Below are 12,625 nucleotides of genomic sequence, written 5' to 3'. Positions count from 1 at the left end.
CTTTTAGGACTTACGCAACTGGCACATTTTTTTGTAGGGTGCTAGTACACAGACTAATTATCAACCTAGTAATAAGACGGTGAGTGTACGGCACCATCCGAGTCTTGTGACAATCGCGTAAGTCCTGAAAATTTCTAACATTATCTTTTGATTGAGGTAATTTTATGATTAACGAGATAGCTTAGGGACAAATACTTAGTTGAGAGATGTCTGATGGATCAAGATTCGTTCCCTATTAAAAATCGACGAGAATTTTTAAAGTATATGGCAGGTAGTGCGATCGCTTCAGTTGCGATGGGATATCTATTTCCTCAAGCCAGCTATAGCCGTGAGGTAGATCTCGAAACTCTCTGCTCTTTATACCCGTATAATTCTAGATGTGAAAATTATCTTCCAGGAGTTGCAGCGAGCGACGACAAAGGAAACCCAATTATGGTTAATGCGCTCAAGGACAGCGCGACACCAGGAATTCCCATTATGGTTAAAGGTTTGCCAAATGACAGCGTTGATTATCTAGTAATTAATACTGGGCATCAAATCGCTAACTATGCTATCAAACCAGTTTGTACCCATTTAGGATGTACGGTTGAGTGGCATTCCGATAAAAACCGCTTTATTTGTCCTTGTCATGGCTCTAAGTATGACAATTTAGGTCGAGTGGTTCAGGGCCCAGCTAAGCGTTCTCTACCACTGATTACCGTAGTCGTCAAACAGAATCAAGTTCGTTTGGTCGATCAAAAACCTGCAATAGATCCTCGTCCGGCTATTAATGCTCAATAGATTTGAGTACAAATATTTACGTAAATACCAAGATTTAAATATTACTCTAATAAACAAGAAGGCATGGCACAGATCAGCCTTCTTCAAGATTATCCTGAACGGATTCGTGTTTGAGTTGAAAGATCTGACTTTTCACCAGATATGGAAAAGGCGATTTTAACGTTTTCTCAAGCCCTAGTTTTTTCGTTCGCTATTGTCATTAGCTTTTAGCTATTGATAATGTGGCAAAGGGTTTAACCCGACTGAAAACACAACTGGGTTTGGACTACGAGGGATGCGAGAACGGTGACTGACTGCACTAGATGGTCAGTTACTATCCACAGTCAACCAGGAACAGGTTGCTGTATTTCTTTTTGTTTACCATTATCAAAAGTGTTGCAATAATTCCCAAATTATACCTTTAGAGCATCTTTGAAGAATTATAGAAGGTATAAAACGGTGTTGTTTTAAAAATTGTAGAAGGTATAAAATGCGTTTTTGTAGCTTTGTTACTTAAAAACAAACCTTTTGCGCCTCTACCCGCAGGGTGCGCCATTTTTCAAGCAACCTTATTATATAAATTTAAGTAATTAGATTAAAATACAATGATACTATCATATTTGCTGTTGGGGATATTTGCTGGAACTTTGAGTGGTTTAATCGGAATTGGCGGTGGAGTTGTAATCACACCTGCTTTAATTTTCTTGTTTCATTTTTCTCAACACCAAGCGCAAGGAACAACATTAGCCCTACTTGTTCCTCCTATCGGAATTCTTGCAGCTTGGACTTATTGGCAACACGGATATATTGATGTAAAAGTATCTACAATTATCTGTATTGGTTTTCTCTTTGGAGGTTTACTGGGTGCTAAAGTCGCTAATTATTTACCTAATTATTTATTGCAAAAAATATTTGGATTTGCTTTGTTATTGATTTCTTTGAAGATGATTTTGAGTAAACAATAAACTATAACTCCGATCAATTGAAAATTACCAACTCGAAGTATTCCCATTGCTTGTGATCATTTGTTCATCGAACTATGATTAGAAGGAGTTGAATAAGCCGCAGGAGTAATCTTCGGTGTATTTTTTGCTGAAAAAACAGCAGTTTGAGCAGTCGGTTGTTTGCTTTGCATAGTATTAGCTCTGGCTGCTCCCGATCCAAATAAAACGGCTGGTGCGATCGCAATTACTCCCAATATAGTGATAATAGCTTTTGTTCTCATGATATAAACTTCCTTTTGATTGTAGTATTTTGCATTTGTATGAGGAAATTAATTAAACCCTTGTCAAAAGATAGATTGCGATTTAAGTTATTTAGCTAACTTCATTGCTAGATTCATGAGTAATTAATCTGCTTCCTGTAATTACTAATATAGAAAATATTTATGTCTGCTTTATATCAATTTTGTGTCAATTATATGTGAGTTCCAATTATATAAATAAAATAGATAATTATGTGACGCTGGAACCATTTTGAGTAAATATTGGCGTTAATGAATTAATCCTAGTTGCGCTTACCGTGATACTTGCGTTGTTTCCAAGGGTCGCCAGAAAAAGGCAGGACTTACGCAACTGGCACAAGCAATGGCACGCAGAGCGTGCCGAGCGCCCAAAAACTAAACCATTGACATTACAACATCCGGACGTTTTAATTGCTCAATTAAATAATTTTATTGCAAATCATGCTTTATTTTATAAATAGTTTGACCTGTTTTGTAGGCTAAATTTTTTAGCCTGAGCCAAACCAACATAGCACAAGCAATATGATTTCTTTGAAGACGGGCTTTGCGACATTGACATGATTCAATACCAGTTAATTGCTTTATAACTCTGCTGAAACTCCTCTATTTTCCAGCGAATTTTACACACCTGTTGTGTAACATCAGTAGAACTTTGAGATAAATCGTTAGTTGCGACATAATCCGTTCTGTCGGTAGAGACAATAACCCCGAATAGTTTCACTTTTTTCTCAGCAGGGAAAGCTTTAATTTTTATTATTTTACCACATTTTAAATCTTCATTACTCCATTCTAATAATTCAATATTTTTATATTTTTCTTTACCAAAACTATCATCAACTAAACGATTAGTCTTTAAAGGGCAATAATAAATTTTATCTAAGCTATCAATATAAAGCATTAAATTGTTGACTGCATACCAAGTATCCATCAAAACTGTATCGAAAGGCAGATTTCTTTGATATACAAGCCCTTTCAGCATATCTTTCACATGATCAATCTTGGTTAAACCATCATTTTCAGGGTTGAATATACGATAATCTATTACCCAAAAATTAAGAGTTTTAGGATTTACATATATACAATTTACTATTCCAATCCCTCTGACAATACCATGCTCATTACCACTATACTGTCTTCGTACTATTTCTATTTCTTCAGAGAATCTTTTATCTACAACTGTATCATCAAATATAATATAAGCATCCTCATCAGTAACAATTAAATCTTTGACGTTATCCCAGAGTAGACGTGGGGTTAGTTTTTCACTCTTAAGATAGCGATTGATTTTATCATGGCTAATTTGTTCTAAATGTTCTGCTAAATTCGTAAGTGTATAATTAATTTGACTACTTAGTAAGTATTGGCAATAATCAAGTTTAGTAAATCTCATCGCTAACTAATTTATTGATGCACTTTATAATCATTTTCTCATAAAATTTGAAAGACAACTTTATTTGATTAATTACTGTTAACAATCACAAGTCCAAGCTAATTTTATAAATTGTTTTAACAGTAATTATGTACTATTTATTGGCGATCGCAATGTGCCAGTTGCGTAAGTCCTGGTAAGAATTAAATAATAAACAAAATGTATAACGTTAATGAATTCGGCTATTATAATTGCACGAACATTCCTGTTGAACTTAGAGCAATCTTTCAAACGAAGTCAGTAGAAGACGGTTAATAACTATTTGCTAAGAGTTGTTCGCTCCTGACTTAACGTAACAAACTAATCCCCAACTTAAATAATGTCATCTGAAAATCCATCTCCTCTCAAATGGCTGTGGCAACATTTTCAACTTCAGCCCGGTAAACCTGCCATTGTCTACGGATTACGTACTCTTGTGATGCTGATAGCTCCGATTGGAGTTGGAATTCTTGTCGGTCATCCGGCTGCAACTGTAATTGTAGTGCTGGGGGCTATGTTTGTGGGTATGGCGGACGTTGGTGGAGCCTATCGCCAGAAGGCAGTTGCAATGAGCGCGGCAACGATTGGGATGACAGGAGCTTTGTTAATAGCAAGTTTGGTTGGTAGCAACCCGACACTAGCTATACCGACGACGTTTATTGTAATATTTTTGGCAGGTTTAGCAAATGTGTATGGCAGTACAGCTGCAACCGTCAGCTTAGTCACCTCAATTATGTTTGTAATCTCGGTTGCTAAGTTTACTTCTCCTGACTTATCAACAGTTGTAATACAATGTTTGCTGTGTCTTGCGGGTGGCGGATGGGCGATGGTAATGTCTTTGGGGCTATGGGTATTGCGCCCTTATGCACCCGTAATGCAGGCTGTTGCTAATTGTTATACTACATTGAGCAGTTTTGTGGAATCAGCCAGCGAGATCGGTTTGACTCCAGAAGAGCAACGATCGCAAGCAGGAGAATTTTTACAATCTCAAGATACTGTAACCCAGGCTTTAGCATCTACCCGTGAGGTCTGGTCGGCTGTATGGACGGGGCAAGATGCAGTTAACTTGCGAGGAAATCAGCTACTTGTCTTAATGGAAGATGCCAGCCAAATTTTTAATTCGACTGTAGCATTGGTGGAACTGTTAATCATCGCGTCAGAAGATTCTTGGTTTGGGCAATTGCACCTCGAAATTCAGCAGGTTATAAAACAATTGGCAATAGCTCTGCAAATGTTATCAAAAGCGATCGCCTCTGAAAAGAAAAATGTTTATTTTGAGGATCTAAATCGAGCTATCGAGGCATTAGAACACCAGTGGCAAGTAATGCGATCGCAAGTAATTGATGGGGAAATCGATTTTCAGACAGATGACTACGCTAATTTGGCTAACATTAACAAAATTGTCACTAATCTTAAAGCATTGGCACAACAGCTTTATACAGATGCAAAAATTGTTACCGATTTGCAAAAAGGAGAAGCCCTTAGCATTGCCGAGCGAAACCCAAAGCAAACGACACTACCAAAGCCTTCTTCAATCGTTGACACATTGCGAAATAACCTGACTTTTCGTTCAGTTATTTTTCGTCATGCGTTGCGATTAGCATTGATAGCAACGGCTGCGGAGTTTCTTGTTTCCGTGTTACAGATACCTAGAGGCTATTGGGTAACGCTAACGGTTATATTTGCACTTAAGCCCAACTTTGGCGGCACCTCTATGAGAACTGTGCAAAGGATTGTGGGAACTGTATTCGGGGGAATTATTGGCATTACCTTAGTAGTGTTGATTCATAATCAATTGGCGATCGCTATTTGTTCGGGGGTGCTGATAGTTGCTGCTTGGTCAATGCGACCGCTAAACTATACAATATTTGTGACTTTGCTTACTCCCATCATCATATTATTACTCAACACAACTGGTGCAGATGGCTGGAATATTGGATTATTGCGTATCGTTTATAGCTTCGCTGGAGGTGCTTTAGCGCTGCTTGGCAGTTATCTATTGTTCCCCAGTTGGGAGCGGACTCTTCTCCCAGCACAACTGTCAAAGACAATTCGAGCCAACCTTGTCTACTTTCAACAGGTTATTAGTAGTTATTTTAATCCAGTACAAGATGCGTCTATTAATGCTTTCGGGATATTGTCTCATCAAGCATCACTAGAAAATGCTAATGCTGCGGCTGCGGTTCAACGGTTGTGCGACGATCCCAGTCACGTTCGAGGAGAAGTGGAACCTGTAATGACGCTAATACTCTACATTCGTGGCTTTTTTAGCTCGGTAACAACCTTAGCCGAACATCAGCGAGAATTTAACGTACAGGAGCAATTTGCCAATATCGAGCTATTTACCGATACTATTGTCCAAGTTTTAGAAAATTTAGCGAATTGTCTCGAAAAAGGGCTTCTACCCCAGCCTTTACCAGATTTGACTATTCATCTTGAAGAAATTCACGATCGCGTTCAACAGTTACATACCGATCGCATATCAGAACTTAGTGAATCCCGTCAGGTAACTCCGACTTTGCAAGCCGTTCGAGAACAAACTCCCGTTTCCACGCAACTCAAGCGGATTGCTCGTGAAGTTACAATTATGCACTGCGCGATAAGCCGAAGGCTTGACGCTTCGCGTATCGCACGTTTGCCAAAATGACTCCCCAAAACCATAGTCTTTAGTAAGGGAAATCTTCTGCCCTGGTGGTACAATAAAAGGACGAATCAAATCTTGACATACTCACCGACCTGAAGGTGCGGTGATTCTTGACGCTTCAACGGATTCTGCTACCGAAGTAGTCTTACAATTCCTCTGCGTCCGTTTAGAGTCGTGGCAATGCCCTGTCCCGACTTTATTTATATTTTTTGCGGCATTCTCATCACGGTCGTGTTCGATTCCGCAATTTAAACATTGAATTGTCCGAATTTTTAAATCAAGTTTGCCCCATCTGTAACCGCATTCAGAACATACCTGACTAGTTGGTTCCCACCGACTGATAACAACAAACTCACGGCTGTATTTTTGAGATTTAGCATCACATAGTGTTCTAAACTCTCTCCAACCTTGAAGGCTAATTGCTCTAGAAAGTTTACGATTTTTAGCCATTCCTGACACGTTCAAATCTTCCAAAACAATAGTTTTATTTTCACAAACGACTTTGCTGGATAGTTTGTGTAGAAAGTCTTTGCGAGTATCCGCAATTTGATTGTGCAGGTTTGCAATTTTAATTCTAGTTCTATTTCTACGCCGCGAGTATGCAGGTTGACGTGCTAGTTTCTTTTGAAATTTGCGGACTCTCCGATCTAACTTTGAATAATCAGGGCTTTCTGCTTTCTCCCCATTGCTCATAAAGGCAAAAGTTTTTATCCCCAAGTCAATACCAATGCTTTGGTTTTTAGCATCAATATTAACAGGCTCAACTTCTACCACAAAGCTTAAAAAGTATCGATTAGCGCAATCCTTTATTACAGTGACAGAACTAGGTGCAGACGGTAATTCTCTTGACCAAATTGGTTTAATATTACCAATTTTAGCTAGATAAATTTTATTCCCTTTGATCGAAAAACCACCAATTCTAAACCGTGCTGATTGTTGGTTTGTTTTCTTTTTAAACCTTGGTATACCAACTTTTTTGCCCTTACGGTTCCCCTTTAAAGAACTGAAAAAGTTTTTAAAAGCAACACCTAAATCAGCAACAGACTGCTGTAATGGGATATTAGAAACTTCAGACAACCAAGTACGTTCAACAGTTTTCTTTGCTTGAGTAATCACTAACTTTTGCAAGTCGTTATTACTCGGTAGTCTTTCAGACTGCTTACAGATAGCCAAGGCATCGTTCCAAACCACACGGACGCAACCAAATAGCTGAGCCAAGCTCTGTCGCTGTTGGTCTGTTGGGTAGAAACGATACTGATACCTGGCTTTCATGGTTGATGATATGATTGGTATGTATTCGTATTGTATATTGGTCTGCACAAAATGACAAACACATTTAGGAGAGAAAGGCACAGTGTTACAGATTTAAAAATACATTTGGTCTGTGTGACAAAATATCGTAAGCCTGTATTCACATCAAACAGTATTGATTTAATTGAAAAATCGTTTAAAGAAGTCGCCGAGAAAATGGACTTTCAAGTAATCGAGTTTAATGGAGAAGGGAATCACGTCCACGCACTGATTGAGTATCCGCCCAAGTTGTCTATCTCTCAAATAGTAAATGCGCTAAAAGGCGTTTCTAGTCGTCGTTATGGGCAAGCAGGATATAAGAAACCACACAAAGAATCTTTATGGAGTCCAAGTTATTTTGCTATTTCTGTAGGTGGAGCGCCACTAGAAGTTCTTAAGCAATATATTAGAAATCAAGAAAAGCCGCTCCTTTAGGACGGGGCTTGTATCCCTTATTTTCGGTCATGTTTTTAACTCTCAAATCTTAGTACAGGAGAAAAAAGTTGTAAAATTAGGCTAATAGCTTACTAGATATTAAGTAAGTCGGCGTAAAAAAAGCAAGGTATGTCATTGCGAGTGGAACGGAGTGAAACGTTCGCGGAGCGTGTCCCCTTGGGACTCAGCAATCGCAGGGGTTTGATGATTGTTTACATTCTGTTACATGATTCGGTTTATTTGTGCTGACTTACTTAAATATGTTTTTTAGTATCGAGACTTTCATGCATAAATTACGTAGTCAATCATTTTTATTGGGAGCGCATTAAGATGCGTTTGCCCTAAGATTGTGCCTGAGATATCCGAACCATTATCGATCGCTCTTGCCGAAAAAGACTCAAAAAATCTAAAAAGTAGTTCCCATTTTTCGTAGCCAACGATAATGGGATGATAATCCTGACCAAAAAGAACTATGTTGGTTATATCTCAATCCATATTCTCGACAAGTCTGCTCTACGACTTTAGATAGTTCAGGATAGTTAATATGGCAGATATTGGGAAATAAATGATGCTCGACTTGGAAATTCAATCCACCCAGAAGCCATGTCATCAAATGGTTATTCCGAGAGAAGTTTATCGTTGTTTCGATCTGATGCACCGCCCAATCTTTCTCAATGAAACTCAACTCGGCAATTGGTAATGGGAAATCGGCTTCTTCGACCACATGCGCTAATTGAAATACTACGCTCAGCACTACTCCCAAGGTGACAGCTACTAATCCATAGCTCGCTAAAACTTGCGATAGCGCATGAAATTGTAACGGAATCGCAAAGGCAAGTGCGAAAAATACCAGTTTGCCACCAAAAAATATCACTAGATTACTGGACTTAGGACCTGGATAGCGGCGATCGCCAATTTTGCCAGCGATCAGATAATAAAAATCATCATAAAAATGCCACTTAATCGCTAGCAATCCATACAACAACCACAAATAATAATGTTGCCAACGATGGAAGGCTAAGTGCGGATGAGAAGGAGAAAGTCGCCCAAAAATTCCCACCTCCAAATCCATGTCATAACCAGCAATATTGGTATAGGTATGATGGAGAACATCGTGCTTCCAATGCCAAATATAAGAACTGCCGCCAATCAAATCTAAACTTATCGCCATGAGCTTATTAACCCATAGCGAATCGGAATATGCGTGATGTGCGCCGTCATGTTGAATACCAAAACCAATGCCTGCGGTAACGACACCGAGCATAATGCACAAGGGAATTACCTGCCACCATGTCTGAGCTACCAAAACTAATAGAGAATATAAAAAGAAAAAGCTAAACAACAAGATAATGGTTTTCGCATACATTTGCGGACAATCACGAGCCTTGCGATCTGGATTTTGAAAAAGTTCGTCAACCCTTCGTCTTAGTTCCGTCTTAAACCCACTATTCTTGCCAAACTTCAATTTTTTTGCTGCTTCTTTTTCAAGAACCACAGACTGATGAGATTTATTGACTTGCATCTTGTACTGTATTTAACAAATATTAATATCTTGGGTAAGCGATCAAGAATCTGCTATATAAATTCTAGACAAGCCTAGACATTATTTGACGTTTCAATGGGAGCATGGGAGCAGTTATCCCTCAACGTCCAGGCACGATTCAGCCAACCGCGCATAATTTTCTAAATTTTTAGATGCGTTTAAGTCTTTTTTTTGAGTATGGTGGCATTTCTCACAGACGTAAACACGCTCAGACAAACTGATTTCTCTAATTTTCCCACAGTTTGAACACTTTTTAGTAGATGGATAAAATTTATCTACAAAGATAACTTTTCCACCATATCTAACTACTTTGTATTCAACCTATCGGCGGAATTCATAAAAATTAGCATCGACTTGTGGTTTTTCAACATTCCACTAATGTTTAAATCTTCCAAAGCTACTATTGCGTGGTTTTTGCAGATAAATGTAGTAGCTTTATGAGTTACATCTTGCCGAATATTAGTAATACGTCGATGTAGTTTAGATATTCTCAGCTTTTGTTTTTTATAACGATTACAGCCTTTTGCTTTTAGAGCTAATTGACGCTGTAAGTAAGTCGGCAGGAATAAACATAACTATGTAACAGAATGTAAATTAGCTTTAAACCCTTACACCTACTGCCTTGTCTTAATTACAATTTTCAACGCCGACCTACTTAATTTAGATAACTTCTTTCTAGCTCTCTTTAAAGCTTTTGGGTTGATAAAAACAACTCCTGTAGAAAGAGTTGCCAAAGTGTTAATTCCTAAATCGACACCAACGTAAGGATATTTTTTATCAGTCGGTTGCGCTTCTATTTCATAAGAACAGGAAATGTACCAATCACCCGCTTTTACTCTTCTACACCTAATCATGCAAACGAACGCGACGTAATAACATGGCATTAATTGAAACAACAACTGTGGAAATACTCATCAGGACTGCACCCACTGCTGGCGATAAGACAATGCCGAACGGTGCTGCAATTCCTGCCGCCAAGGGAATGCCAATGACGTTATACCCGGTTGCCCAAAACAAGTTCTGAATCATTTTGTTGTAGGTGGCTTTTGCCAGTTTCAGTGCATAAGTAGCATCCAGTGGATCGCTTTTAACTAAAACTAAATCAGCCGACTCAATCGCCACATTTGTTCCAGCACCGATCGCTAATCCTAAATCTGCCTCAGTTAAAGCCGGGGCATCATTGATGCCATCACCAACTTCACCATCAATTGGGATTTGTTCACCCGGACGAATGAGAATTTGATCTGCTTCAGCTAATGCACTCACAGGTACATCTTCGATCTGCCCATTGATTTGTTTGTGAGCGACGGACGGCACTAGATTTGCGAGATGCTCTAGAGCGCGACTGGCTCCTTGTTTGTCTCAACCGTCCGCTACATTTGAATTGTTAGCCAGCGCAAATTTTTTCTCGACGAGAGAGATTAGCTCTTCCAAGCACTGCTATCAGGATGATCGCCACAACGCAATTCACGAGAGCGTAAGCGATAGGAGACACGCCAGTTATAAATGCTACAACTATGTTCCCTGAACCATGCAAAAGCGCCACTGGCAAAATACTGCCTTTCGTACTGTTATAGATCCAGGTGTAGATAAAAGCATCTGCTGCGATGCTAATGAACCAGAGGAAAGGGTATTCAGACATCGGTCCCGCCAAAAAGATAAGCGGTAAATGCCATAAACCCCACAAAATCCCCACAATTAAGGTGGCATACAAAGCATTATGCCGTTTCTGCAAGTGTGGTAATGCAAAGCCCCGCCACCCAATTTCTTCGCACGTATTGGCAAGGAAATTTACTGCACCAGCGAAAATAACATAGGGAGATAGTTCGACTGGTGGCAGTGCGATAGTGACGGACAAGCCCAGTAATTTCGTGATGAGTTGCGCCGCCAGGATGGGAACCACAGACCCTAGAATCGCTATAATGTACCAGATTGCTCCAACTCGCCATCGGATCAGTCCCTTGAGCAAATCCCAAACTCCTGTCTTGCCATATGCTATCTGTGACACAATCACAGCCGCAAGTGCAGGACCAATGGCATAAAAGATAGAAAGAACCAGGAAGAGAGGACGGTAAACCGGGGCAATGCCTCGCGAAACTAAGACGACTGATATCATGCCAAGCCATGAAATACCAAAGGCTAAGATATAGAACCAAGCAATGGGATATTTTCTCATTCTTCACCCTTTCCTGTGACGTATATTCGGTTTATCGATAGATTGCATTATCAATCGTGCAGTGAAAGGATTCTCCTTCTGACTCAAATCGTTCACTACCGAAGAACCAGCCAATGCGAAGACGAGTCGGGATCGTGTAGCCGTCGAAGGTGCCACTATCCTCGACTATGCCACCAAAATCGGAATAGTGAAACGCTTCACCTTCTAGGCTGCCCCAGCGATCAACTTTGATCTGCTCCAAGACTCCCTGACTGGAAACCGTCAGGGTAATCTTGGCCGGTTCTCCGAGTGCTGTGAAGGTTGCCTGAACTTGGGAAGCGCTTAACTCCGTCCAGATGATGTCAGGGTTACAGAGAACAGATGGTAGCCAGACCGACTCGGCCTGAACTCGTCCCACACATGATCGAGTGATATCCTCTCCGCCTCTCTGTATGGTATTCCACGAAGCATTTCCAACGCCATCCACGATGCGATCCTCTCCCAAAATCGGTAAGCCATTCATCTCAGTCGTCGCCTGCCAAATCATGCCTCGATCCCTGCAAATCACTTCTTCTGCTTTAAATGAATGCCAATGTTTTCCGAGTTTCATTTCTCCATGCATCCACAGTCGAACCGCAGAGGCGATTTGTGTTCCAGGCGCGATCGCATGTTCAAGATATCGTCTGGCGGCTTCTGGCAGGTGAGTGAAGTTATCTAAGTGGAATATACGATCCTGAGATGTGGCTGAATCCCATAGCGCATCAAGAGAAATTTGTTTGGTCATCATTGCTTCCAGTGTTTTAGTGTTTTTTAATTCAACATTTGATAGAGGGTGATGATCGTAACGATCGCAAAAATAGTGGTGTAGATTAACTTCGTGTACTTGGCTAACCAAGCTGGCAAGTAAATATCAAAATTGTCCTGGGTGGAATTGGAGTATTTTCGAGCCAGCAGATTTAATGGGCAGTGGGATTTGAACGTGAGGAGAATCAGCCCTTCTATAAGTATAAATCCATAACCCATCCAAAGCCAGCGATCGAGTTTATTGGCGATTGCTGCATACAGCATATAAAAAATCACAACATTGAAGAATATCCAGATTGCAGTATGAATGCTTTTAATCAGCGTTAATTTGGTTTTACTTTCCT

Annotated in this window: 11 protein-coding genes and 3 pseudogenes; 4 read left to right on the top strand and 10 right to left on the bottom strand. The window is 39.9% G+C overall.

The window, feature by feature from the left end:
• The first annotated feature begins 213 nt into the window (after positions 1–213).
• Both VB797_RS21930 and VB797_RS21925 read left to right on the top strand, forming a co-directional pair.
• Positions 214–780: a Rieske 2Fe-2S domain-containing protein gene (locus VB797_RS21930; RefSeq protein WP_323239862.1), complete on the top strand. Its 567-nt coding sequence runs from the start codon at positions 214–216 to the stop codon at positions 778–780.
• Positions 781–1,364: 584 nt separating this feature from the next.
• Positions 1,365–1,724: a sulfite exporter TauE/SafE family protein gene (locus VB797_RS21925; RefSeq protein WP_323239861.1), complete on the top strand. Its 360-nt coding sequence runs from the start codon at positions 1,365–1,367 to the stop codon at positions 1,722–1,724.
• 56 nt (positions 1,725–1,780) lie between these two features.
• Here the strand turns inward: VB797_RS21925 and VB797_RS21920 are convergent, their stop codons facing one another.
• The gene (locus VB797_RS21920) at positions 1,781–1,984 is read right to left on the bottom strand and encodes a hypothetical protein (RefSeq protein WP_323239860.1); all 204 of its coding nucleotides are present in this window, start codon (positions 1,982–1,984) and stop codon (positions 1,781–1,783) included.
• Positions 1,985–2,431: 447 nt separating this feature from the next.
• Positions 2,432–3,392 (bottom strand): annotated as a pseudogene (locus VB797_RS21915) (transposase).
• 358 nt (positions 3,393–3,750) lie between these two features.
• On the opposite strand from VB797_RS21915, the gene VB797_RS21910 reads away from it, so the two are divergent.
• Complete coding sequence (locus VB797_RS21910; RefSeq protein ID WP_323239859.1) at positions 3,751–6,057, top strand: FUSC family protein; 2,307 nt, start codon at positions 3,751–3,753, stop codon at positions 6,055–6,057.
• A gap of 81 nt (positions 6,058–6,138) precedes the next feature.
• Here VB797_RS21910 and VB797_RS21905 read toward each other — a convergent pair whose 3' ends face one another.
• Positions 6,139–7,374: a transposase gene (locus VB797_RS21905; protein WP_323239858.1), complete on the bottom strand. Its 1,236-nt coding sequence runs from the start codon at positions 7,372–7,374 to the stop codon at positions 6,139–6,141.
• Between the two features lie 3 nt (positions 7,375–7,377).
• On the opposite strand from VB797_RS21905, the gene tnpA reads away from it, so the two are divergent.
• Positions 7,378–7,779, top strand: coding sequence for an IS200/IS605 family transposase (tnpA, locus tag VB797_RS21900; protein ID WP_323239857.1), 402 nt, complete (start codon positions 7,378–7,380; stop codon positions 7,777–7,779).
• A gap of 406 nt (positions 7,780–8,185) precedes the next feature.
• Here the strand turns inward: tnpA and VB797_RS21895 are convergent, their stop codons facing one another.
• The 7 genes and pseudogenes from VB797_RS21895 to VB797_RS21870 form a co-directional block, all read right to left on the bottom strand.
• The gene (locus VB797_RS21895) at positions 8,186–9,301 is read right to left on the bottom strand and encodes an acyl-CoA desaturase (protein WP_323239856.1); all 1,116 of its coding nucleotides are present in this window, start codon (positions 9,299–9,301) and stop codon (positions 8,186–8,188) included.
• Positions 9,302–9,415: 114 nt separating this feature from the next.
• Positions 9,416–9,631, bottom strand: a pseudogene (locus tag VB797_RS35035) (zinc ribbon domain-containing protein); the annotation flags it as partial.
• Positions 9,628–10,176: pseudogene (locus VB797_RS21890) on the bottom strand (RNA-guided endonuclease InsQ/TnpB family protein). The pseudogenes VB797_RS35035 and VB797_RS21890, both read right to left, overlap by 4 nt.
• On the bottom strand, positions 10,169–10,639 hold the full coding sequence (locus VB797_RS21885; protein WP_323239855.1) for a hypothetical protein: 471 nt from the start codon (positions 10,637–10,639) through the stop codon (positions 10,169–10,171). Before VB797_RS21885 ends, VB797_RS21890 begins: the two are co-directional and overlap by 8 nt.
• Before the next feature lie 70 nt (positions 10,640–10,709).
• Positions 10,710–11,498 carry a type II CAAX endopeptidase family protein gene (locus VB797_RS21880; RefSeq protein ID WP_323239854.1) on the bottom strand — a complete coding sequence of 263 codons (789 nt, stop codon included), beginning with the start codon at positions 11,496–11,498 and terminating at the stop codon, positions 10,710–10,712.
• Positions 11,499–11,529: 31 nt separating this feature from the next.
• Positions 11,530–12,264: a DUF6544 family protein gene (locus tag VB797_RS21875; protein WP_323239853.1), complete on the bottom strand. Its 735-nt coding sequence runs from the start codon at positions 12,262–12,264 to the stop codon at positions 11,530–11,532.
• 23 nt (positions 12,265–12,287) lie between these two features.
• A partial coding sequence (locus VB797_RS21870; protein ID WP_323239852.1) for a hypothetical protein occupies positions 12,288–12,625 on the bottom strand: 338 nt, incomplete at its 5' end.

Origin of the sequence: Rivularia sp. UHCC 0363 (genome assembly GCF_034931125.1) — a bacterium.
Classification (GTDB): Bacteria; Cyanobacteriota; Cyanobacteriia; order Cyanobacteriales; family Nostocaceae; genus Rivularia.
The sequence above is the reverse complement of the archived record's forward strand: the minus strand, read 5'-3'. Positions and strand labels throughout refer to the sequence as shown.